Source organism: Bacillus stercoris, from assembly GCF_029772985.1.
GTDB lineage: Bacteria > Bacillota > Bacilli > Bacillales > Bacillaceae > Bacillus > Bacillus stercoris.
The window spans coordinates 2,267,216-2,291,390 of record NZ_CP121861.1 but is presented as its reverse complement, the minus strand read 5'-3'; the positions used below and the strand labels follow the sequence as shown (position 1 = coordinate 2,291,390).

The following is a 24,175-nucleotide window of genomic DNA, read 5'->3' as shown; positions in this document are numbered from 1 at the left end:
TAAACTTTATCAGCCAAAGACTGTCTTATACATAGTGCTATCGTGTTCTATAATAATTCTCTGCGGTATAGTAGCGCCATTCCCAAAAAGTTGCCCCATTGGATTCTATATACCGATCTAGAAATATCTCAAAATTTAAATTTAATGGTGTATATTCTCCTATTTCTAATATAAAAAGATAGTTGGGATCCCCTTTATCCAATTTATCTTTGTCGATCATCAAATGGCACCCTTCTAATAAGTGACCAATTGGAATACCATTGATGCCTTCAAACAAATCCTCATATTTTAATTCTTCTTCAATCTCTTCAAGGCTAAATAAATAAAGTCCTCCACCTATATTCTCCCCATCCGAAAGGATCTGAAAAATTTTCGCACCATTATGCAGTGTAATGAACTTCTGATAATCATCTGGAAGGGTAAGCTGGTGTTTAGCCTCAAAGCTTTGAATGTCATTCAGGGTTGCTTTGTCCTGTGAAAATGTAACAAGGAACTCCATAATAACTCCTTCAGAACAAAACAATTGAATGGCTCCTCTTTCATCTAAGAGACTTTTCAAACCGTTTACAGTCTTATGGATAAAGTTAGTCAAATACATCACCCCTTTATTTCCTTTTAAACTCCAAAAGATGTAAAGAGATCGTGATAGACGCTCTTTTCAGTGAATACAATGCAATAAATCCTAAAAAGAGGTGCCTCCCAAAAGTGAATTTTCTAAAGAATGATGACATGGTGAAGATCATTCGAAATGGCCTTAGTGCAACGCAGCACCCAAAGCATATTCTTGTTGTAGGAGCTGGATTGTCCGGGCTTGTATCAGCATCATTGCTAAAAAATGCCGGTCACAGAGTAACGATTCTCGAAGCGAGCGGCAGAGCGGGCGGCCGTGTCTGCACTTTGAGATCTCCCTTTAGTGGTGATTTGTATTTTAACGTTGGTCCGATGCGCATACCGAATAACCATTTGTTAACCTTAGAATATATCAAAAAATTCAAATTGCCAACAAATGTATTTATCAACAGAACCCCTCTGGACATCATTTATGCCAATGGAATCCAGACACGTCTCCACATGTTTGAACGAGCTCCTGGAATACTGGGGTACCCAGTCGCATCACATGAACAAGGGAAAACGTCTGAAGAGCTGATGCTTTCTGTACTGCAGCCTATTCTAAATTTCATCAATCAAAATCCAGCGAGAAATTGGCGGATTGTCGAAGAACAATACAAAAATGATTCGTTAAGCTCTTTTTTGAATAGGTATTTTTCCTATGGCGTGATCGATATGATTGGTGTACTTTTGGATATGGAAGCGTATATGGGGATGTCCCTTGTTGAAGTATTGCGGGAATCCATCTTTTTTTCATCACCCGCTCACTTCTATGAGATAACAGGCGGCATGGATCTGCTTCCACACGCGTTTCTTCCCCAATTAAAAACAAACATTCTATACCATCAAAAAATGATGAAAATATCTCAGGATGAAAATCGTGTTACGATCCATTGCCAGCATCAACAATCGGCAGAATTTGCATCGTTTACAGCTGATCTCGCTATTGTAACCATTCCTTTTTCAACTTTGCGATTTGTAAAAGTCGAACCATACCATTCTTTCTCGTACTATAAACGGAGGGCCATCCGTGAGTTAAACTATATCAGTGCAACAAAAATCGGAATAGAGTTTAAAAGCCGATTTTGGGAAAAAGCCGGGCAGCGCGGCGGCAAATCTATTACTGATTTACCGATTCGTTTTTCGTATTATCCAAGCAGAAATATTGGAGCAAAAGGACATGCTGTCATTCTGGCCAGCTATACATGGGCAGATGAGGCGCTGATATGGGACAGTCTTTCAGAAGGAGAGCGTATCCGGTATACTTTACTGGATTTATCTAAAATCTATGGTGATATTGTATGGTCTGAATTTGTATCAGGCGCTTCTTTCAGCTGGAGCCAGCACCCCTATTCTGCGGGAGGATTTACAGCTTTCGAACCAGGACAAGAATTAGAGCTGTATCCCTATATTCCTGTCCCTGAGGGCAGAATTCATTTCGCCGGAGAACACGCCTCACTCACCCATGCGTGGATGCAGGGCGCAATTGAATCTGGAATACGCGTTGCTGATGGGGTCAATCGCTTACCTTAGATCATGCTCACATCTAGTTAGAATTGGTTGATATAAAAAAGAAGTGATGTATTTAAACAGTCAGCGGTGAAAGAGGATGTCTGAACATTCGATTCTTTATTATTCCTGTACACGATGGAATTGTAGTCCTCCCTTTTCATCCATAATCATTAATAAATACCAAACTATAAGAAACATTTTAATTAATCATCAGGCGAACTTTCTTTCACTGTACAACATTCTTAATGTTGCTTCAATACTTTACAAATCTAAAAGGAATTTTGTAACAAATACAGAATTGGAAATATAAGCGCACAAGAGATGTCTACCCTTATCTTAAAGACAAAAACTGCGCTTATATTAAAAGAAAGAGGTGTCTTTAGAATGGTTCATTTTAAAAACTGCCCTGATCCTTCTCTAAACGCCAAATCTCACCCCGAATTAGAACATATTAAGACAAGAATGCAAAACTTTATTAAGCACTCCGTTACAGACCAAAATATCGAAGTTACTGACGCAAGGGTGACGGCCGAAGGAGAGATTACCTCTCTTTTAAAAGAACGTCTCGACAAGGAATACTATAAGCTTTTATCTAAAATCACCCGGGAAGTAAATGTGGAAGACTTTGGCGCTGTTCCAGATGGAAGAGATAATACTGAGGCTTTTCGAAAAGCAATCGGGAATGGCCGAGTCAAGGTAAACGTTCCAGCAGGAGAATATCACGTACAAGGGATTAAACTCCCCTCTTGGACAACAATTGTTGGACAAGGTAAAGGGATCACAGTGATTAAATTACATGAAGACACTCCAGCACATGAATGGGTGATTACAAATGATGATTATCAAAATGGAAATCGCAATATTTTTGTCCAAGGAATGTCATTAGACTGGAATCCAAGCAGACAATGTGGTGTGAGAAACCCAGGGGGACAGTTCTCCAGTTGTTTGACTTTTGCTAAGGTTGAATATGGATGGATCAAAGATGTGGAAGCTATTAACGCAGGTCTTCATGGCATTGATATCACATCGCCAACGTATGATCATTTGCCTAATACCGATTGGACAAAAGACGGATCAAGATATATTTGGATCGATAACTGTGTGACATATGGTTCGGGAGACGACGGCATTACCACCCATTACAGTGAATACATCTTTATTTCAAACTGCCATTCAGGAAATCCTCGAGGAACAGAATTTGCAGAAGGTGTTTCAAACTCCAACGGAATAGAAATTGACGACGGCTCTAGGCATGTGTGGCTTTTAAATAACTTTACAAGTGGAAACATCCGTGGAGTTGAGGTAAAAGCCCATGAACTTTGGCCGGCCTCTCAAAACGTCCATATCATAGGGCATGTTTCTTATCGCGATGTTCGTGCGTTTGATCTTCGTCATATTGGTCACCACCAAATTACAGATCCTGAAAGCACAACAGCATACGATGTTACACTCATAGATTGTTCAGCAGTTGAACCAGTTTTTAACTCGCTTTATGAGGCTGTGACACCAAGAGCATTGGTTATTTCAGCGTATAAAAACGTCAATGTAAGCGGATTCACAGCAATTGGTGATCCAGACTATGATTATAAAGGAAATCCTGTTGTGGCTTTGCAATATCGCAGTCAAAATATAACTATTAATGGCATAAAAATTCGAGGGTTTAAAAAGGCCGGCGTTGATATTAATTTATCAGGTGGATCAAATAAAACAGACTATATTAAAATTTCAAATTTCGATATTTATAAATCTGCACCTAAAGGAATTTCAATCGGTGGCGGTCTCTACAATGTGAATATTCTAAATGGAACGATGATTACTGACAATGGGACAGTTGGAATCCAGTCTCCCAATAATCAGGCCACAATTCTTGGTGTACAGTCAGAAGGTTATGGTATAGCAGCCTCAATCAAAGGTCAAGCATACCAACAAGTTCCAATCAATTTGAAAGGAGGCGTACAGCTTGCGACGACCTCTGGCTTTGCCGTAAACCAAACAAGCGCAGTTATAGCAGGTACCGGTGACATTATGGCCCGCGGAGAAAGAAATGCGGTCATCAGCTCTTCTGGAGGCTCCAGTACTGAAGGCTCTCGCGCATTAATCGCTTCTTCAAATAACGCACATCTTAAAGGAAACCATGCTTCAAGAACGATACTGTCTTCTGAAAATATTATACTTGAAGAACCATACACCGTCGCAGGAGGTCATCAATCAATGAAATGGCTTCTTGACTCTGTTGGGGGAAACGGGACGTTTGCCGGGGCAATCAGTTCTTCTTTAGGTGGATATGGAGAGTATTTTGAGAGCTCAAATGGACAGTTAATCCATACGGGTACAATCGTGACTTTAAGAGGTGAAAAGATAGCACCCGCGAATGTGGGAGATTATATGCTTGGCGTTATTTCAGAAACTTCAGCTTTCATTTCAGGAGCCTCCAGTTTCGTCTGGCAGGGCCGTTATTTGACTAATGAGTTTGGCGGATTTATTTATGAGACAGTGACTGATAAGGAAAGCGGTGAACTCATACAAGTTCCCAAACAAAACCCAGACTACGATACAGCATTTGAGGCAAATTATCATTCACGGGCAGCAAGAGACGAGTGGCACGTAGTAGGGTTAGTAGGCCAACATTATGTGCGTATTGACGAAACTGTCAGTCAAGGTGACTATCTTACAGCACATCATGGAATAGGAACAAAAGCCACCGAAGGAAGCTGGAAAGTAATGAAAATAACTTCTGCTTACACATCAGAAAAAGGATATGGTATCGCTCTAACCGTCATCAAATAGTGGACACCAGGACAAGTTCAATATATGTTTATCCATATAATTAATAATTAGATCCTTTATCAGGTTCGTTTATTAAATAACGATAAGGAGCAGTTGTCAAAACTTATTGTTATAATATAAGTTGATTACGATAGTTAAGATTCGGAAAAAATCAAATTTTGGTAGAGATTGAAAAATTCGATTAACATACAAAGCTACTATTGAAATGAGCAAATAGATATAAAGTTCGGTTTCTCCTTTAAGTATTTACAAATTGCAATTTTCATTTCCCTTCGCCCTCCATGCTATATTCAGATAGCGATGAGCAGAATTGTGTAAACCGATGTATGTGCCCTTTGCGACACAAACGAATATGGCGTGTTCAAAGAGGTATTACAAACCCTTACCCATCATAGCTTATCGCTATTTGTTTTTCGTCAGATCACGATTTCAACAATAAAACCACCTTATCTGCTGCTTCTACTTGCATTGACGGAAGAGCATGACTGTAGGTTCCTAAAATTTGCTTAATATCAGAATGACCTAACCTCTCTTGTACTATTTAGGATTTGTTCCGAAAATTAAGAGGTAAGTATTATGCGTGTGTCTTGCGTATTGTCTGATGCTGAATGATATAAAACAAAATTATGGATCGATAATAGATATACCTGCACTTTGTTTACTAATTATAAACTAAGAAAGATATAGTCAGTTTTTCAAACTAGAATATAATCCCATTCCCAAATAGATTTCTTTAAAAATCTTATTTTGATGCAAATAAAAAAGCAGGTTATTCCCTGCGCTCACTGCATATCTCCTTTTCCAACCATATCCTTCTTATAAACCAACCTAGGTGTCACACTTTGGTATGCACTTCCCTGTAAAGAATGATAAGGTTCCCAAAAACGGCTTCCTTCATTAAGTGGGAAAACACCAGATGTGCTAAAACCATAGACTTGATACATTAACTTTGAGCAATACGTATACTGATTATCTAGGAAATTCATTGTTATTCAATTGGTCTAATAACTTTAGTTGGCTTTCCTTTATAGTCCAACCACTTGGAGAAAACCCTACCTCAAACAATACCAAGGCCGTAGTAGAAAACGACCTTTTACCATTACTAACGATTTTAATAATCATTTACCATATCCGAGGCATATATTAGGATTCAACTAAAAGACCATCGCCTCTTAGTAACTCACAATAACAATGATAAAGGAACGATCAGCAGCCCGTTAGCTACCCCTGATTAAAGATGATCTGTTACCACACTGTTACGTTAGAACTTCCACTACTTTGATATCCTTCTGTCGCCATGACTTGGTAAGCCCAATTACTGCCCAGATTCATTCCATGGCTCTTCCATGCGTTCACATGATTGCTGAAAGTGATTGTAGCGTTGCTTCCTGTTGGTCTCTTCGTCTGACGAACACTCCAGTACTGCGTAAAAGTAGTGTTATCGCCATCAATGGAAGGTGCGTTATAACGTGTCGTTGTATATATGTCATATGTACCTCCATCACTCTTTACAGTACCTTTATACGTTCCGGTAGGTCTGTAAGTACCCCATGAATCCACTACATAATATTCAATGAGAGGTGCTCTCGTCCAACCATATAAAGTCAAATATCCATTGCCATTCGGCGCCCAAACTCCGGCATTATAGTTTATTGTCCTAAATGGCGAACCTGTAGTCCAGCCTTTACCAACAACGAAATTTCCGGTATTAGACCAATTAACACTGTAATTCCCGCCAGATCCATTGACGGCGTTTACTGTTCCGCCCCCATCAGTCCAATTTTGCCAGTAGTCTGTGCCGGCTGCAGAGGCGGTTGCCGAAAACAAGCTTATACTCATTAAAGCTGCCGTTAATCCAACTAAGAAATTCTTTTTAAACTTAAACATTTGTTACCTCCTATAATATTTTTCTGACTTTGACATGAGGTAGCACTTGTATATATTTAAAACATTCTAATGACTAACGCCATAGCTTTTGATCGTTCCCTTCAGTATAATACCACGAATTCACGAGTGAATATTAAAAGTATTTGTAATTTAATTACAAATACCTAAAAATCATATTATAGATGGTTTTGTTCTGCCATATTCTAATTCTTTCTTCGCAGGATCACAATTCTTGTTTCTAAATCTGATGGAGTAACATCTGTAATTAATTCCCATTCGAACCATTTCGTATAAAGGTGATATACATTAGAGATTGTGAAATTATTGTAGCTGATCCAGGTGGTGATCTTGACTTTCAAGCTCTAATGCAACGTTTCATGTCCAAAAAATCAGCTTATAAGATTGTCGATGTTATCTATAAAGACAGTCAGTCAATTGCCTCTAAGCCGCTCACTGTGCGTAAGACAGTTTTGAATTCACTATAGTTATAGAATAACTCACGATTAATTTAGACAAAATAAGACAAGTTTTATTACGTTTTCAATCACATTATCAAAATAATCCTTGAATTCCTTCGCCCGCCATGCTTTATTGAGATGGCGATGAGCTGAATTGTGTGAGCCAGTGTACATGCCCTTTGCGGCACACACGAATGTGGTGTGTTCAAAGAGGTATGACAAAGCCTTACACAGCGCAGTTCATCGCTTTTTTATTTCGTCAGGTCACATGTTAAGTCACGATTTTGTTAGAAGCCGTCGCTCTTGATTCCGGATTTTTAACGACTCCGATCTGTAAAGGATTATCTGACCGCCAAATCTTTGGTGTCATCGCACATAGACGTTATCACTCTATCCGAGGCTTGATGGAAATTTCATTATGACAGTGAACAAGACAGATACATTTGTCCAAATCACCAAACACTTACATACTCAACAACTGACCGAAAAAGCTACCGGTCATACAAATCAAATCCTGAAATATGTTCCTTATGCCCGCTGCTTGAAAAACTTTACAAAATCAAAGAATCGGCAGAAAGTGATTACTCGGCATGTTTGGGAAGATCATAAAAAAAAGGACAGACAAAATCGCTTGTCTGTTTCAGGAAAAAACCTCTACAAAAAAAGAAAAAATAGAGCGAAGCTTTCAGATTCAAAACAGCTGCATGGGCTTCACTATTACAGGTTGAGGGGAAAACGAAATGTGAGTGAACAAGTTCTCCTCACAGCCGCATGCCAAAACATGAAGAAGATTGCCACATACCTAGCCAAGCAGGGCTAGGCATGTGGGAGCGCTTTTTCTGCATCTCTGAAACCTGATGAATATCTAAAGAAATTGTATAAAACAAAAAAAGCTTGTAGAAAAAACATCGTTTTCTCTACAAGCTGAAGGTACCATTTGGTACTTTTTTATCTTCACTTCGTATTCCTTGTAAATTTCGGAAATTCGAATATAATTGCTATGATGCCACAGATCCCGATTAAAACAGGATAGAAGGAGTAATGCAAGATGCTGACGGGTGAAACATTTCCAAACTTCCCGGCCGATAACATCTGCGCTCCATAAGGAATTAAACCTTGTATCATGCAGGAAAAGATATCTAAGATACTTGCCGACTTTCGATTGTCGATTTTAAATTCATCAGAGATATTTTTGGCAATCGGACCGGCTGTAATAATAGCAATCGTATTATTGGCAGTAGCTAGGTTAGTAACGCTGACCAATCCGGCAATACCGGCTTCAGCACCTTTTTTTGAATGGATTTTTTTAGAAATGACTCCCAGTAAAAAGTCAATCCCGCCGTTTTGTTTCATGACGCCGACCATTCCGCCAATTAACATTGAAAGGACGATAAGATCAGACATTCCGGCAATTCCATCTGTAATTGCTTTAAAATAAGACTCAAGCGTTAAGCTGCCGCTTACAAACCCTATAATTCCTGTTAAGATCAATCCGCCAAAAATGACAGCCACCACATTAAAACCAATTAACGCAAAGACTAACACGGCAACATAAGGAAGTACTTTAAACCAGCTGTAAGATTCAGCTCCAGTATGTCCTATGTGTCCTGTCGGTATAAAAAATAATAAAATGATAGTTATGATAGCAGCAGGCAAAACGATCAAAAAATTCGTTTTAAATTTATCCATCATTTGTGTTTTTTGTGAACGTACTGCCGCGATGGTGGTGTCCGAAATAAAAGAAAGATTATCTCCAAACATAGCTCCGCCGACAACAGCTGCAATTGCGACTGCAGAAGACAAGCCCAGTTCTCCACTCATACCAGCGCTAATTGGAGCAACTGCCGCAATCGTCCCCATTGATGTTCCCATCGAAACAGAAATAAAACAAGCAATGATAAAAAGCCCTGGCAGTATAAACTGCTGCGGAATAATGTTCAAAGCAAGGTTGACGGTTGAGTGTACCGCTCCCATCGCCTCAGCTGCCGAAGCAAAAGCACCTGCTAATATAAAAATGATAACCATAATAATAATATCAGGATGTCCCGCACCGGAAGCAAACCATTCAATTTTCTGATTGAGCGATTGCTTCTGGTTAACTGATAGCGCGAAAGCTGATGCTATAATTGCCGCAATCAATATTGGTAATTTATAGAAATCTCCAGTCAATACACCAGAGCCGACAAAAAGACCTACAAATAAAACTAGCGGCAATAGCGCCCAAGGATTTCCATTCTGTTTCATCTAAGTAGCCACCTCTAATTTCAATATCAAAACCGTTAAACATAGTCTAAACAACATTCCATACTTTAAAAGGCTACAGTAAAAAAGTCAAGCTGAAAAATAGTATAGTATTTATTAAATTAATAACAGAAAAGAAAGAAGGATTATTCAAGGTGAGGAAAAAACACTCTTATCAACAGATTATTTGGAAAGTACAATATGCAAATACAACTGTTTGATGAGGTGTGTTTAAGCGGGAATATCTAGAAAATCAAAACTATTTTTTTAAACTTTGGGGAAGTTGGCAACAACGATATTCGGCAGAAAAAACAGTAAGGAAAGAGTTCATACCCTTCCTCTATATGCACCAACTCAATCTGCAGTCGTAGCAACTGTTATTCAAACAAGATAAAACAATTTCAGAGAACATGAGAAGAATTTACAAGAAAATGATTTCAATAAGAAAAACGCCCAGCACTTTATTAAACTGGTCCCTGTTTTATATGTAAATTGAATTTTTATAAGCATTAATTGCTTCGTTTCGCAACAGCATATTATCTTTATTAACCATGCCTAAGCTGTAAGCTTTTTTGATCATATCTAATAACTGCGAATCCAATGCAGAAAGGCTGTAGTCCCCACCATTTAATCTTGATTTCCAATAATCTAAAGACTTATTTAGGTCAAGTGAGCTTTTTTTATTCTCGGGTTCTACTACCTCATTTTTCTCAAGTTTTTCACAGAATTCACTAAAACCAATGGATGAAGGAGTTGGATTATTCCCTCCATACCCTTCTGTAGCCAAGCTGCAAAATGCTAAGAATTTTGGATCATAAATAAGTTCACTTGAGTTTACATTTACCAACCTAATCACAATCCTTTCATGCTTTTTATAATTATAGAGCACCCTTTCCATCTTTTTCATATGTTAGATATCGACAATTTCTCAAATGATTTAATATCTGTGCCAAAAGGTTATAGAGCCACCAAAGTGATCTCGATAGTGACTAACTTTCATTTTTGGTTTATAACTCTTTGATTTTAAGTAGTCGGCAATTTCTTCAGCGCCAAATTTTTGACCTAATGACCTCTTTCTTTAAGCACACTCTAAACCTCACAATGAATAAAATAATTATTTTATTACTATTATACTATAATTTCCCATATTTCCAATAAACAAAAAGCAGTCAATTCAGATCTGCTTCTTAGTGTTTTCATCCTTTAACTTTTTGTTTAGTTTGAACCCAATTAAGACGTTGACAATCGCAGCGGGAAAATATAAAATTCCTGCACCCATTATTCCTAACGCGGTACTTGAACCCACTATAAATGCCTGTATTTCTGTGTTTCTTGACTTCAAGCTAAGTAATACGAGGAGACCAGCTAAAACACCCATAAGCCGTGCAATACCTGGAATAAAGAAATCTGTCAGGATTCCAAATAATTGCCCTATAATTGATAGCACAACTCCGAAAAAGCTGGACAATAAAACTAAATTTTTAATTGTATTTCACCCCTTTTTAAAGCCGCTTCCATTCAACATACCCAAACCGCTTTTGAAACAGTTTTATGGTCTTCGGGTATATACAGCCGACAGATTAACTATTCTTTCGATTTCAAAATAAAATTATCATTTTTAATATAAAAAGCCCCTATAAGGGAATCTTTGTTAGTTTGTTCCTTCAACCTTACTCGTTAAGTAAGCCACTTGTTTTTCTAAATCAGCAACTCTTTCTTCAAGAGTTTTTGGCTTAGGCGCATTTTTCTTCTCTTCAAGCTCAATTGCTGCTTTTTCAATTTCCTCTATTGTAGGAATAGGTTCACTTTTTCTCCAAGCAGTAAAGATATGTCTCCCGTTATCATTTACAAATTCCCAATGATAAGATTCGTCTGAATGAGGGAACATATACATTAAAACTTCCGGAAGAATCGATCCATGAATATTCCAAATTTCTGATACGTCTTGACCAACTTTAAACTCCACAAAAACATCTCCTCAATTATCAAACTCTCCTATATTCTATCATATTTTCATTATATAGGTAAAGAGTTTACTATAATTAAACAATTTCACATCACAACCAATATCTATTGTTTGCAATGTAAAGCCGTCAGGCAACTTCTTCATTTTCACATTAACATTGAACCTCTTGCCGACTGTTCTATGTACAATAGCTAACTCTTCTACATTAAAGTAACGTACAATGGCCTCATCAAATACAATTGGCTGATTAACCACGTATCCTCTTTTAATGCTCTGTTAAACAAATAAGGGTCATTTTTATACAGCTCGTAAAGGATATTTACATAATATTCGTTCTTGTCTCTAAGTAGTTCTAAATTAATCAACGGTATGTATAAATCTTTTTTGATAAATTTAATTTTCATCTTACACTTTAGAAATAATGTTTGGCATTTTTCTATTCTCCTTTTTATATAATGTTTTAATACAAACTTAATTGGGTAAAAATCTGTAGAGGTGATTTTTTTGAATAATGATCATAAAGTTACTCATTACTCTTCATTTATTTTTTCAACAATCATGGTTTTGCTGGTTGCCATCTTTCCAGAATACACTTCTTGGTTTGTAACAGTTTTCTTCTTGGGTTTTGCACTTATATATACATTCCAAAAACATAGAACAAGTTCGTCAAAAGTACTTTCTTATATTTCGTATTTTTTATTCATCGTTTCATTGACTTACACTTTAGTTAATATGTAATAATAATCCTCCCTTGTGGGAGGATTATTTGTTTAAACTTATTTCTTAGCTGCTTTTGGGCCACCTGTATCAGTAATGATAAAGCTATCTGATCCAATTTTCTTCTTACGATCTTTGTCTTCATAAATTGTAACATTGTGGCGTGTCATTAGTGTCGCATCGGCCATTTTAAACTCTTTACGATCTTTAAAATAAACAACAGGATATTCGCCTAGAATAATCATATTTGCTAATCCGGCTAAATAGGAAGACCATCCACCTGAAGGAAGGTTTAATGCAAATCCTAGAGTCTGAACAACTGCAGCTAAAGAATATTTTTCGAACTTTGTGCTTCCATACTCAGTTCCTGCTGATTCCCAGTCATCAGCAGTGGCTTCAATGTTTTGACTATTAAACCCTGAGGCTGTTTTAAATACATTAACTGGTTCATTAACACTTAATATAGTTGTATGGTTGTTTCTAGCTTCTTCTTTAGCTTCTGCTCCAGTCGCAAAAGGTGAAAACAGTCCACCAATGACCAGCGCTCCACCAATACCTACCTTACAGATCGTAGAGTTCAAGGTAATCCTCCTCCAAATGTAAAATTGTGTAACATTCGGTTATTACCCCATATTTATCCATTTAAACAATAAAGTGATATTTTTCAACTAGTCTGACTTAATCACTCATATATTTATTCCATTAAATAAAAGGTCAATTAAAGGTTGTCTGTTTCCTGCAAAACTAATAAATACATCCAGATTAAAGCTATGCTTCTAGTTGGGTAAAATAGTGACTGTTTATGTATAGATAACAACTTTTTAAATGGATGATGAATATGTGTGGCAGGTTTACTTTATTTTCTGAGTTTGATGACATCATTGAGCAATTCAACATAGATCAATTCTTGCCCGAAGATGAATATCACCCAAGCTATAATGTCACTCCTTACAAACTTCGTAACATTCTCTTTACATTCTTACTCTATGTAAATTTTACCACTATCATTTATTTGAATAACAAAAAAAGACAGCTAAATCAGACTGTCTTATACAACGTGCTATCGTGTTCTATAATAATTTTCTGCTGTATAGTACTGCCATACCCAAAAAGCTTCCCCATTTGATTGTATATACCGGTCTAGAAATATCTCAAAATTTAAATTTAATGGTGTATACTCACCTATTTCTAAAATATAAAGATAGTTGGGATCACCTTCATCTAATTTATCTTTGTCGATCATCAAGTGGCAGCCTTCTAATAAGTGAGCAATTGGGATGCCATTGATGCCTTCAAACAAATCCTCATATTTTAATTCTTCTTCAATCTCTTCAAGGCTAAATAAATAAAGTCCCCCACCTATGTTCTACCCATCAGCAAGTATCTGAAAAATTTTCGCTCCATTATGTAGTGTAATGAACTTCTGATAATCCTTTGGAAGGGTAAGCTGGTGTTTAGCCTCAAAGCTTTGAATGTCATTCAAGGTTGCTTTGTCCTTTGAAAATGTAACAAGTAACTCCATGATATAACCTTCATAACAAAATAATTTAATGGCTCCTTTTTCATCTAAGAGACTTTTCAAACCGTTTACAGTCCTATGAACAAAGCTAGTCAAATCAATCACCCCATATATAAAAGCTATTTATAATCACAAATACATGGCAAATGAAACTTTGAAACTTTAAGCATTAACAATTTTACTCATAAATGAAGCAGCATTAGTGGTGAACATAATGTAAGTGTTATTTGATGTTTTAATTACCACCTATCCGTAGAGCCATAAGGAAACCCAATCCTTATTGCGCTTTTCTCCTCTCCCCCATAGTTTGGATCAAGAAACATATCGTTAATTTTTTTGATTGGAATTTAAATTTTGGATAGCTGCCATTTGATAATTAAGTTTTCATTTAGATTTTTCAACGTTGATCCCGAGCATAAAACATTCCCCTTTTGACTATGAATTCAGTGAAATTCTAACATGCGCCTGGAAGTTTTAATGCGGTGATATTAAGGAAAAATTAAATTCGCAATAATTGGATACAGGGTTATATCGATTGATGGTTTACCTATATAAATAGAGATTATTAGGTTTTGCAGCATCACTTTGAGCTTATCGTTGGCGCCTGCAGCTCAAATGATTCATATGCATCTACGGATGTATTACAGAAGACTGACCAAATTGAAAGCCTTTGTGGCTTTCTTTTTATTTCTCGGATTGTTTATAATTGAGAAAAAATATTAGCATCTCTTCAATTTCTTTTTCTAAGTCATTATTATTTAAATCGAATAATGTTCCACAACCGCTTCCTACAAAGCCACCATAGTAATACCATAAATCAATTGTGAAACAGTCCAAATCTTCATCATAGGCTTTTGCAGGTTGATAATAATTAATGGTTATTTGTGAACGGTATTCTTTTTCCAAGCATCTCTCAGCCGTTAAATCATTTATTAGATCTCCATCTATGTCTCTACAAACTTTGATGCTGAGATTTGGTTTACCCTGAGCTTCAAAAACACCTGCATACTTATTCTGCAGCTTTTCGGATACTGCCTCCCCCAGGCTCTCCAACTCAAATATCACTTGTTTTAATACTTGATTGATATCCTTTTCTGGAATCTGTATATAATCTTCATCGATTGGACTTTGATTCTTCTGTTTCTTGAATAATTGTCTTAAGGTTTTCCACACATTACTGTCTCCTTCCAAGTTAAAACGAAACAAAAAGCCAGAGAGTGTGTGAGGGAACTCTCTGGCCTATAGTGGTTGATACACCAACTAAATACATCTACAGGATACTTTATATTTGGGATGTATTCAAGATAAGGGATATTTTATTGTTTAAATGACCAGATTGAGTTACGCCTGATATCTTCAGCTGCTAGAACCAACATTTCTAAAGAGTAAGGAAGCAATCAAAGCTAAAACAAAATAAACAACTATAAACCCGCCCCAGAAGAAAAGCGCTTCATCGAATGGAAATCCAAATAGTCTAAAAATAACCCTGTGAACAATACCGGTAATAATAATCAGGATGCTTGTAGAAATTGCAAAAGTAATATGTTTCATCAAGAACAACTCCTTACGAAAGATTTATTACTCTATCAGAGCAGTTAGCTATTTCTGGATCATGCGTTACACATATGATTGTTTTCCCCATTTCTTTCAACTGATGGAAAAGAGAAAGAATAATGTTCTTATTGTACTCATCAAGGTTTCCGGTTGGTTCATCGGCCAGAATGATATCGCATGGTTTTAGAATGATCCTGGCTATTGCTACACGCTGTTGCTCACCACCGCTCAACTGGTATACCTTTTTCTTTAAAAAGCTTTTATCTAAGCCTACCATCTCTAGAGCTTCAGATAGCTTGTTTTTGTCAAAGTCTTTTGCGTATGCTGTGGAAAGCAATAAATTTGTTAATACAGTTTCATTATCCATCAGCACATAATTTTGAAAGATATATCCTAAATTCTCTCTCCTTAACTTCATCACCTCTTTAGATTTAGGATTTTCATAGCCTAGTATCACAACTTTACCTTCATCTGGATAATCTAAGAGGCTGATTATATTTAGAAGAGTGGTTTTGCCAGAACCGCTCTTGCCAACAATAGAAACGAATTCATTTTCCTCTATGTTAATTGAAAAATTAGAAAGAACTGATTTTCCATCAAAGCTTTTGGATATGTTTTTAAGTTCAATCATAATCTGTCTCCTTTTAAAATCTTATTCATGTTTTTCCTGTTTAAATAAAGACTGAGGAAATACAGAATAATCATCTCAATTCCAATGAACAATACAATCAAGCCTATTAATTCATAGATTTTATAATAAATACTAAAGCAGATTCCTATCAGACAGTTAGACACAGTCGACAATATGATTAAGCTCTTATTTCTAGCCCAGTATGAATATCCAAAAATCTCTTTAAGGTACAGTCGATACGCATTTGCACTGTAGTATGACCATATATAAGAGATAAGGAAGGCTACTGACAATATGAGTGTTATAGCTAATCCAATTAGATTCTGGATGAACTGATTTTGAATTCGTGCTATTTGGTTGCTTAATTCTTGATAGACCGATATCGCAGAACCAATCAGCTCTTTTGTATCTGTTTTATCTAAATAAGGGATGATGTGGTCATATGCCATACCTTTTGAAGCATCAGAAAAGAATAAACTTGAGGTTGCATATGCACCTATAACTGATGAATCAACATTATCAGTGAATACAATTGCAATTGGATCAACAATATTGTTTTTATTGTTGCCGAGCATACTATTGTAAGTGAAGTATTCTTGATTATTTTGAGTATATATTATTTTGATCTTCAACTGCTCTTTTTTCAGCGTATTCAATGGTTGCTGAATTTCTTTGTTATACATATTGTCTACTTCAACCTTATCGAAGAAAAATTGATCTTTGTAAGCTTTGAGGATTTTTTCTTTATACTTAGCGTATTTTTTTGGAACAAGTAAATTCAATGTGTTTTGATCGAAGGTTAATTGTTTTTTAGTAATCGTTTTTCCGTTAATTCCTTTAATGGTGTTTACTTTTAAATAATTAGGGCTAATCGTTACGCTTCTTCCGGATGGTGAATAAATTTCATTTTCTTTGGTTGTATTCAATGTATAGAAATAAACTGGAGTTTTCCCATTCATTTTCAGTACTCCATAGTTGTGAGCTTCCATTATAAATGCATCTTTATGTCTTTCTAATTCATGATAAAGCTTTCGCACCTTCTCATTTTTTTCTCTATCAATTTTTAAGTCACTGTAGTTTAAACTTGTATCAGCAAAACTGGTTTTATAAACTGTTTGTGTCTTATTCCAATAAGATTGATTGTCTAGCCGTTGTTTTAAATCGAACAAATTAGAGAGGGATGAAGCAAAAATATTAAAAAGTAGGATTGTTATAATTAACTTAAAACCCAATGACAGCCATTGAAACTTTTTAAATGGTATACTGCCTTTTATAGTGGCGCTTATATTGCTGTTGTTATATAAAATCAAAGTAACAATAATTGTGTATACCATCATTGAGAATGTCGCAATCAGTGCATTTCGCATGTACATTTTAACGTACACTGATAACCAGTCGTTTAGGTTGAATATAAAAGCCAAAATTACAGTGAGAAGGGCGCCGCAAATTATGATCATAACAAGTGGTTTTAAAAACATTTTTGGGAAAGTTAACAGTGATTTGGTTTTCGAATATCCCCATAGCTTCTGTAAGAGAAGTTGCTTGCGATTTTTAATTACGAAATAAAGGATGCCAATAAATAAGATTAGCATGGAAAGCAATGCTAACAAGAGCAATGCAGTGCTGAACACAGCGGAGTCATTTAAACTGATGTTATCTTCAATACTGACATCACCATAGTCTGAGAATAGCTTTTTAGCTTGTTCAATTACATCTTCGTCCTCGGATGAAATATAAAATCTATTTCCTAACCCTACGTTGCTTATTTGGTTTAAATTGAAGTATCTGATTTTCCATGTTGATAAAGGGAAATCAATAGTACCAATCAAATTTTCATCTGATTCATTTGCTGTTTTATTGAAATTAGATATAAACCTATCTCCTATTTTGATTGAAGGTTCATTGTTAAGGTTTGAAGCGTAGATATTTAAGGTCTTCTCGTCTAAAAAATTGTATTGAGTAATATTTACGTTCTCTTTTTTTGAAAATCCAGCTATTTCCTGAATGAAATCATCACTTTTAAAGTGTGCTTTATTGTAATTAATAATTAACGTTTGTTTATTAGAGAATAAAGTATAAAAAACTTGCTTATTCAGAGTATAGTGATAGCTGGATATGTTCATTGAGAGTAAAAATAGAATGAACAATATATAAATCGTTTTCTTCATTGGATGGCCTCCATAAAAAGAAATCCGGTGCCTTATATTCAAGTTTTGACGGCCCGGAAGTAGATTAAAAATCACTTTGTTATTGTCTGTTTTATTTCGTATCCAAATAAGCCCTATTTCCCCAAAGAGTTGCATACACTGAAGCGTAGGTATACCCTTCATCTTTTTTCTTCCACTTCCATGAAAAGAACCTTTCTCCGCCAGCCTTCGCACTTGATTTGTGAGTCTTTTTAGTATGATTGTAATTAGATTTAACTTGATCATCTTCGAAACCGTGATACCAAGTACCGCCACCCGCTTTGGTTTTGGTCAATTTCATGATTTGTATTAAATCCCTTGTTTCATCCAAGTTCACTTCTCCGTGTGTAGCCTCATCTGAAGAACTAGCAAAAACGACAGAAGATGATACTAGTAAAGTAGCTCCCAACACCATTGAAGCAAAGGTAATAGTAGCTGTAACAAAAAGCAATGTGATTTACATTTTTGATAGATGGTTCTGAAAATGGCTGCTACTTATTCAAATTATCTAATATATTGGTTACCTTATCACTTCTGTAATAGAGCCAAAAAATACGGTCATTAGATGACTTACCAGAACAAATATAGCTGATTCCTTTCTTCTGAAAGCATTTATGTAAATTGAAATCATAACAAAAATAAAAGTCTTTTCTTGTTATCTCTTGGTTCATTTATTAAACTTCCTTTCTAAAAAGAAAATCAATATATTGTGTTGTTAAATATACATAATACAATATATATTGAGGAGGTGATTCGAGTGACTAAAAGAAAAAACGGGAAACCTAGTAAAAAGAAGACGTCAAGCCCGAAAACTGCAAAACTGGCATCTAAAGTCTTAAGAGATGGAAGATACAGTAAAGATTCTAAAACATTAGCTGGTTCTGTGTTAGCTCAGTCAAGAGGCAAGTAATCCTTAGAAAGGAAGCGAAAGTCTCCTTATTCTCCTGTTTCAAACGGTTCATTTACATATATTTTGTTTAATTGGGATATATTAACTCGGTATGTGTATATTATTTTATAGAACTGGAAAGGAAAATACTAGTATGCAAATGAGCGAAGCAGCTGAGTTAAGAAAAGCTTGGAAAGAAAAAGGTAATCTACCTTGAGACCATCCTAATACCCGATAAAGAGTATTACCTTGGTACAAGGACAGAGATATTATTTTTTATTAAAAAGTCAAGAAAATGTTTAATATTATTAATAATTAAGCAAACAAATAAAATGTCACACATTTTATAAACAAAAAAAGAGGATAGATGAACAGGGTGAAAATGCCTGTATTCAACTATCCTTTTTTTGTACAACAAATGACCTCATTTACTACAACAACGGTGTTGTTTGTTCTTCAACTAACGCCCCCGTTACTTTAAGTACATTTATTCACAAAGTAATCTTTTTTACAGGTCATTTAGTGGTAGCCCCAGGTAAATGCAAATTTACAACGTTAATCAAATTCAAACATAAAAAAGTCGAATTCCCTGTCCTTTAAGGAAAACGACTTTTTTATACGACTTCTTCAAGTAAATCCCCATTAACCTTTTTCGGGGACTATTTGTAATCTCTGCGCAGTGAAATTATACCTGTGCTAGCCCGCCATCTACGAACAATTCAACACCCGTCAAGTAACTGCTTTCGTCTGAAGCAAGGAAAGATACAGTGTTTGCTACTTCTTCAGGTGTCCCAACTTTTCCAGCTGGGACAGTATTTCTGGTATTTTCCATTGCTCCTTCAAGTGCATCACCAAAAAGCTCATCGTATGCAGGTGTAAGAATAACTCCTGGACTAACCACATTTACACGGATTTCAGTACCTTTTAGGTCAAGAATCCAGTTGCGAACTAGTGCTCTTAATGCTGCTTTAGATGCTCCATATACACTAAACGCTGGGTTGCCAATTGATCCAGCAGTAGAGCCCGTTACAATAATAGAACCTACTTTGTCCGGGAATAGTGATAACGCTTTTTGAACAGTAAAGATGGTTCCTTTCACGTTAATGTCGAACGTCCTATCAACCTGCTCTTCAGTAATTTCACCTAATGGAAGGAAGTTGCCGATGCCTGCATTAGCAAAAAGAATGTCCAGCTTACCTTTTTCCTGCTTTATAATGTCATATAGTTTGTCTAAGTCTTCAAGCTTAGATATATCACCTTGAACACCGGTTACGTTCTTGCCAATTTGGTTAACAGCTTTATCAAGTTCGTTTTGTCTACGTCCCGTGATATAAACATATGCACCTTCGTTTACAAATTTTTGTGCTGTAGCAAGACCAATCCCGCTTGTTCCACCCGTTACAAGCGCTATTTTACCTTCAAATTTACCCATACTTAACACTCCTTTAGAATTAATTTTATTTTATGTCTAGTACCTTTAAGTACTTGAGGAACAACTTACAAGATATAGTATCCTTCAGTAAGCACATTATCGGAAGTACCCACTTTTTTGTGATATAGTAACTAAAAAGTAATAAATGTGGAATGGAGAGCTTTCGACATGAAAAAATTTAGCTGTGGGTTTGAAGTGACAAAGGAAGTTATTGGCGGAAAATGGAAAGGCCTTGTATTATACTTTTTAATGAATGGACCAAAGAGAACGAGTGAATTAAAGCGCATTATCCCAAATATAACTCAGAAAATGCTGATTCAAACACTTAGAGAGCTTGAAGCCAGTGGACTTGTGAGCAGAAAGATGTATAATCAAGTACCACCGAAGGTTGAATATTCATCCACTGAACTTGGAGAATCTCTTAAACCTATCTTGCAGGAGCTATGTCAATGGGGAAGCCATTATGCGGAGCAAGAGTATGCAGAAGGCGAATATGAAATTGTACAACCAGACAACTAAAGTTAGGATTGATGTAGCTGCTGAAGTAAATGCTAAACAACTTCAATACCATCACCTAACAGATGAAGAACAGTCAGTCAGAAATAAATGAGATATTCAATTTTGAAAGCGAAGTTTTAATAAGAAGTGTCATGGACTATATTCAAGAGAACTTTGATGAGATTCAAAAAAGACTGTTTCAAATGTTAAAGAGAAGGTTCAGAAACTTAGCCAAAAAATAAATGAAGATATTGATAATAATATATTTAATGCCTATGATCTCTAGATAGGCATTTTTTTGTGCATAAAAAAGACCTGAATTAAAAATCCAGGTCACACTACTCCCCTGTATTCACCTTATTATTTAGTACATGTTTATTGATTTAACAGGTTTTATTCACATTATCAAAACGGTGTTGGAGGTCACACTCAGGTCACAGTATGGGTCACAGTTAAGTCACTTTTCTAAGTTTGGACGATAAAACATAAGCTATCTATTGTAAAAACAAATTTACAATATCATGATTGGAATTGTGTGTTTCGCTTATTTTCAACAAAGACGCTTTTTGACAACAAATTCACTCACAATTACAAATTTACCTTGCACTCCTAAGCCCGCCATGCTATATTCATATAGCGATGAGCTGAATTGTGTAAGCCGATGTACATGCCTTTACGGCACACACGAATGTGGCGTGTGGTGCATCGCCTCAATACGCAAAGACGTTTGCCTTAGGCAAACGTCTTTTTTGTGTTATCCGATTTTTGTTCCGTTTGAAACAGGCTGATCTGGCTGCAGCAGCACGACGTCGCCCTGGCCGGGAATGCCGCCAAGGACCAAGACTTCCGATTTGAATCCGGCGATCCGGCGGGGCGGAAAGTTCACGACTGCTATGACTTGCTTGTTGACGAGAACTTCCGGCTGGTAACGCTTCGTGATCTGCGCGCTCGATTGTTTTATGCCGATTTCCGTCCCAAAATCTATTACAAGCTTGATTGCCGGTACTCTTGCTTCAGGAAATTCTTCCGCTTTTACAATTGTTCCCGTTCTGATATCCAATTTCTCAAAGTCTTCAATGACTGCCATATCAATAACTCCTTTTTCTCCTATTGTAAAGGAGATATTCAAGATTCGCTTAACCAAAGAGCCATTATTTTTTATCTGAATATAAGGTGTTTCGATACAGGCGGGGCGGCATTCCTGTGCTTTTTGTGAACCATCTGGTAAAAGAAGAAAGGTTTTGAAAGCCCAGCGCCTCGCTCACAACGGTAAGAGTTTCATTTCTCTCCATCAGCATTCGTTTTGCTTCCTCAAGGCGAAGGTCGGCAATATAGTTCTGCGGGGACTTCCCTGTCTGTTTTTTGAACCAGCTTGAATAGTAAGCTGGGTGATAATGCTCGATTTCTGCCAGCTTCTTAATCGTCAGCCGCTCAAATAAATGGCTGTGAATGTATGCAATTGAGGCATAGCTATGGGATTGAAGCTTTTCTTTTATGTATTGTACTAGCATATGAAGCGAGTTGGCTGTTCCGGCCTTTGCTTCCTCTGTCAGCAAGTACCTGATCGAAGACCAGAAAGGATCGAGTGCAGCTTCAATTCCCGATCCTGCATGATACTCATCAATTTTCATTGCATGAAGCGGAACATCCAGTACAAGACATTCATTTCTTCCGATAGAACGGAAGCGATGCTCACACTCCGGCGGAATATATAAAAAATGATCCGGATTTAATTTCACCTGGCGCCCCTCAGTCTCAAGATCTATACTTCCTTGAAGCGGAAATAGAAATTGGCTGTACGCGTGCTTATGTGAATGATATAGGCGTGTGTATGTCCGTTTTTCGCAAATAATCTCTTGAAGCGATTCCATCAGCAACCCCCTTTCTTTGGTCATCTTTTCATCCGGTAATGGTGTTCCGATATAGGCGAGAATCCGATTTTTTCATATAACGAAACTGCCGCCAGATTTTCTTTCATCACTTGTAAAAACATGCGTTCCGCTCCGTTGTTTTTTGCCCATTCAGTCAACACCCTGATCACTTGGGTTCCCGCCCCTTTTCCTCTGTGCTCCTCGGCTACAACGATATTACTAAGTCCGCCATAACCATCAATAACAGAAACCGTGCCAAGCGCTGTCAGGCTTCCTTTGTCATACATCTTAAAAAAAGTTTTACACGGCGGCATGCGTTCGAAAATGTGTTTGTAACCTTGGTGACGCTCGGGCGAAAACCCTTCTAATTGAATAAATTCATCTATCCAAACAGATGATGGCTCTTGTTCCCACTTGTATGTAAATCGGCTGTTGTCATTTGTTCGGCTCATAATCGACCGGCACAACGCCGTCATTTGGAAGCACTCGTCAACCTTTTCATATCTGCTTTCTGCCAATGTGTCATCAAGCCCTTTCGGTGATGCGTTGCTAATATGAAAACAAACAGGCAAGCCTAAACTTTGATAAAAAAGTTCCGCCTCAAGCTGAAAATCACCTTCAGGCATATCCGCAGAAGTCCATACACTATTTGCCCTTTTGGTTACTCCAAAATTCGCTCTGAGAAGCCATTGCCCTATGCTTTTTTGAATATAAGGCGGCCATGAAGCTGCCGCTAACCGTTCAATCTTGTGAATGTCATCCATTGCATAATGCCTCTCCCCTATGTATACTTCCTTGACATTATACAATATTCAGAAATATAAGACACCTTTTATAGGTTTACATAATAGTTTTATTGCTTATTAATAAACCTGACAAAAACGTTCTAATTGAAAATGACAGGCTTTCTGAAATGTTCTCCTCGCGTTCAAATGCTTCTTTTGCAATTAAAGCAGTAAAGCCATGCAGCAGGCTTCTAAGCCCCCTTGTCGCATGAATGGCAGTCTTTTCACTTGCATAGCCGTTTTCAATGAGCAGCTCTGTCACAAGACGGACAATTTGGTTTGAAGCGATTTCCGCTCTTTTGTCCTGAACCTTAAGCAGAGCCGCTTCATAATATCCGGGATTTTCAATTGCAAAATCAACATATGCATGAGCTAAAGAAAGCATAGCCGAATCTCCCTTTCGTTCCGTTACGGAGTCCGCCATTTGATCAAAAAGCTTTGTCAGTCCTCTGACAGCAAGTTCTGTTCTGATTGCTTGCAGCCCGTTGATATGGTTATACAATGACGGAGGGCGTACATTCATTTTTTTAGAAAGCGCTGCAAGTGAGACACCATTTACCCCTTCCTGATCAGCGATCTCAGCTGCAGTGTCTATAATCATTTTTTGGGTTAATCCTATTCTCGGTGACATGC

General features: G+C 36.8%; 21 protein-coding genes and 7 pseudogenes. 8 read left to right on the top strand and 20 right to left on the bottom strand.

The features are described 5' to 3' along the window. Positions 1-37: 37 nt before the first annotated feature. Positions 38-592, bottom strand: a complete 555-nt coding sequence (locus tag QA442_RS12390) for an SMI1/KNR4 family protein (protein ID WP_141237716.1) — start codon at positions 590-592, stop codon at positions 38-40. Positions 593-705: 113 nt separating this feature from the next. Between QA442_RS12390 and QA442_RS12385 the strand changes: the two genes are divergently transcribed. After that, positions 706-2,142, top strand: coding sequence for a flavin monoamine oxidase family protein (locus tag QA442_RS12385; protein WP_141237715.1), 1,437 nt, complete (start codon positions 706-708; stop codon positions 2,140-2,142). Between the two features lie 363 nt (positions 2,143-2,505). Beyond that, positions 2,506-4,908 (top strand): peptidase G2 autoproteolytic cleavage domain-containing protein, encoded by a 2,403-nt coding sequence (locus QA442_RS12380; protein ID WP_095431603.1) that lies wholly within the window; start codon positions 2,506-2,508, stop codon positions 4,906-4,908. Positions 4,909-5,329: 421 nt separating this feature from the next. Here the strand turns inward: QA442_RS12380 and QA442_RS22295 are convergent. Both QA442_RS22295 and xynA read right to left on the bottom strand, forming a co-directional pair. Next, positions 5,330-5,496 (bottom strand): annotated as a pseudogene (locus QA442_RS22295) (site-specific integrase); the annotation flags it as partial. A gap of 657 nt (positions 5,497-6,153) precedes the next feature. Further along, positions 6,154-6,795 (bottom strand): endo-1,4-beta-xylanase XynA, encoded by a 642-nt coding sequence (gene xynA, locus QA442_RS12375; RefSeq protein ID WP_071582028.1) that lies wholly within the window; start codon positions 6,793-6,795, stop codon positions 6,154-6,156. A 305-nt stretch (positions 6,796-7,100) separates the two neighbouring features. Here xynA and QA442_RS12370 point away from each other — a divergent pair. Then, positions 7,101-7,277, top strand: a pseudogene (locus QA442_RS12370) (ATP-dependent DNA ligase); the annotation flags it as partial. Between the two features lie 263 nt (positions 7,278-7,540). Next, a pseudogene (locus QA442_RS12365) lies at positions 7,541-8,073 on the top strand (transposase); the annotation flags it as partial. Positions 8,074-8,207: 134 nt separating this feature from the next. On the opposite strand, the gene QA442_RS12360 reads toward QA442_RS12365, so the two are convergent. The 4 genes and pseudogenes from QA442_RS12360 to QA442_RS12345 form a co-directional block, all read right to left on the bottom strand. Next, on the bottom strand, positions 8,208-9,497 hold the full coding sequence (locus QA442_RS12360; RefSeq protein WP_095431601.1) for a Na+/H+ antiporter NhaC family protein: 1,290 nt from the start codon (positions 9,495-9,497) through the stop codon (positions 8,208-8,210). A 478-nt stretch (positions 9,498-9,975) separates the two neighbouring features. Further along, entirely contained in the window at positions 9,976-10,341 is a 366-nt protein-coding gene (locus QA442_RS12355; RefSeq protein ID WP_095431650.1) for a hypothetical protein, read from the bottom strand. A gap of 804 nt (positions 10,342-11,145) precedes the next feature. Next, positions 11,146-11,460 (bottom strand): XkdW family protein, encoded by a 315-nt coding sequence (locus tag QA442_RS12350; RefSeq protein ID WP_069839323.1) that lies wholly within the window; start codon positions 11,458-11,460, stop codon positions 11,146-11,148. A gap of 39 nt (positions 11,461-11,499) precedes the next feature. Next, positions 11,500-11,846, bottom strand: a pseudogene (locus QA442_RS12345) (hypothetical protein); the annotation flags it as partial. A gap of 118 nt (positions 11,847-11,964) precedes the next feature. Here QA442_RS12345 and QA442_RS12340 point away from each other — a divergent pair. Continuing rightward, positions 11,965-12,198, top strand: a complete 234-nt coding sequence (locus QA442_RS12340) for a hypothetical protein (protein ID WP_095431600.1) — start codon at positions 11,965-11,967, stop codon at positions 12,196-12,198. A gap of 38 nt (positions 12,199-12,236) precedes the next feature. Here the strand turns inward: QA442_RS12340 and QA442_RS12335 are convergent, their stop codons facing one another. Further along, positions 12,237-12,758 carry a hypothetical protein gene (locus QA442_RS12335; protein ID WP_095431599.1) on the bottom strand — a complete coding sequence of 174 codons (522 nt, stop codon included), beginning with the start codon at positions 12,756-12,758 and terminating at the stop codon, positions 12,237-12,239. Between the two features lie 257 nt (positions 12,759-13,015). Here QA442_RS12335 and QA442_RS12330 point away from each other — a divergent pair. Further along, a pseudogene (locus QA442_RS12330) lies at positions 13,016-13,126 on the top strand (hypothetical protein); the annotation flags it as partial. Positions 13,127-13,237: 111 nt separating this feature from the next. Here the strand turns inward: QA442_RS12330 and QA442_RS12325 are convergent. The 7 genes and pseudogenes from QA442_RS12325 to QA442_RS12295 form a co-directional block, all read right to left on the bottom strand. Further along, positions 13,238-13,792 (bottom strand): annotated as a pseudogene (locus tag QA442_RS12325) (SMI1/KNR4 family protein). 66 nt (positions 13,793-13,858) lie between these two features. Further along, positions 13,859-14,113 (bottom strand): annotated as a pseudogene (locus QA442_RS12320) (SunI/YnzG family protein). 267 nt (positions 14,114-14,380) lie between these two features. Continuing rightward, positions 14,381-14,869 (bottom strand): hypothetical protein, encoded by a 489-nt coding sequence (locus QA442_RS12315; RefSeq protein ID WP_095431598.1) that lies wholly within the window; start codon positions 14,867-14,869, stop codon positions 14,381-14,383. A gap of 183 nt (positions 14,870-15,052) precedes the next feature. Beyond that, complete coding sequence (locus tag QA442_RS12310) at positions 15,053-15,247, bottom strand: bacteriocin-like WGxF protein (RefSeq protein WP_095431597.1); 195 nt, start codon at positions 15,245-15,247, stop codon at positions 15,053-15,055. A gap of 13 nt (positions 15,248-15,260) precedes the next feature. Continuing rightward, positions 15,261-15,881, bottom strand: coding sequence for an ATP-binding cassette domain-containing protein (locus QA442_RS12305; RefSeq protein ID WP_095431596.1), 621 nt, complete (start codon positions 15,879-15,881; stop codon positions 15,261-15,263). Then, positions 15,878-18,049 carry a DUF1430 domain-containing protein gene (locus QA442_RS12300; RefSeq protein WP_176465943.1) on the bottom strand — a complete coding sequence of 724 codons (2,172 nt, stop codon included), beginning with the start codon at positions 18,047-18,049 and terminating at the stop codon, positions 15,878-15,880. The genes QA442_RS12305 and QA442_RS12300 overlap by 4 nt, the downstream gene beginning before the upstream one ends. 91 nt (positions 18,050-18,140) lie before the next feature. Next, a complete protein-coding gene (locus QA442_RS12295; protein WP_069149714.1) occupies positions 18,141-18,398 on the bottom strand; it encodes a lactococcin 972 family bacteriocin in 258 nt (85 codons plus the stop codon). A 426-nt stretch (positions 18,399-18,824) separates the two neighbouring features. Here QA442_RS12295 and QA442_RS12290 point away from each other — a divergent pair, with 426 nt between their 5' ends. After that, entirely contained in the window at positions 18,825-18,977 is a 153-nt protein-coding gene (locus tag QA442_RS12290) for a hypothetical protein (protein ID WP_176465942.1), read from the top strand. A gap of 664 nt (positions 18,978-19,641) precedes the next feature. Here the strand turns inward: QA442_RS12290 and QA442_RS12285 are convergent. Further along, the gene (locus QA442_RS12285) at positions 19,642-20,388 is read right to left on the bottom strand and encodes an SDR family NAD(P)-dependent oxidoreductase (protein ID WP_071582016.1); all 747 of its coding nucleotides are present in this window, start codon (positions 20,386-20,388) and stop codon (positions 19,642-19,644) included. 168 nt (positions 20,389-20,556) lie between these two features. Here QA442_RS12285 and QA442_RS12280 point away from each other — a divergent pair, with 168 nt between their 5' ends. Beyond that, positions 20,557-20,907 carry a winged helix-turn-helix transcriptional regulator gene (locus QA442_RS12280; protein WP_014664240.1) on the top strand — a complete coding sequence of 117 codons (351 nt, stop codon included), beginning with the start codon at positions 20,557-20,559 and terminating at the stop codon, positions 20,905-20,907. Between the two features lie 733 nt (positions 20,908-21,640). Here QA442_RS12280 and csaA read toward each other — a convergent pair. The 4 genes from csaA to QA442_RS12260 form a co-directional block, all read right to left on the bottom strand. Next, the gene (gene csaA, locus QA442_RS12275; protein ID WP_014664243.1) at positions 21,641-21,973 is read right to left on the bottom strand and encodes a chaperone CsaA; all 333 of its coding nucleotides are present in this window, start codon (positions 21,971-21,973) and stop codon (positions 21,641-21,643) included. A gap of 64 nt (positions 21,974-22,037) precedes the next feature. After that, entirely contained in the window at positions 22,038-22,763 is a 726-nt protein-coding gene (locus QA442_RS12270; protein WP_095431649.1) for a helix-turn-helix domain-containing protein, read from the bottom strand. A gap of 14 nt (positions 22,764-22,777) precedes the next feature. Beyond that, entirely contained in the window at positions 22,778-23,521 is a 744-nt protein-coding gene (locus tag QA442_RS12265; protein WP_095431592.1) for a GNAT family N-acetyltransferase, read from the bottom strand. A 76-nt stretch (positions 23,522-23,597) separates the two neighbouring features. Beyond that, on the bottom strand, positions 23,598-24,173 hold the full coding sequence (locus QA442_RS12260; RefSeq protein WP_095431591.1) for a TetR/AcrR family transcriptional regulator: 576 nt from the start codon (positions 24,171-24,173) through the stop codon (positions 23,598-23,600). Between the last annotated feature and the right edge of the window lie 2 nt (positions 24,174-24,175).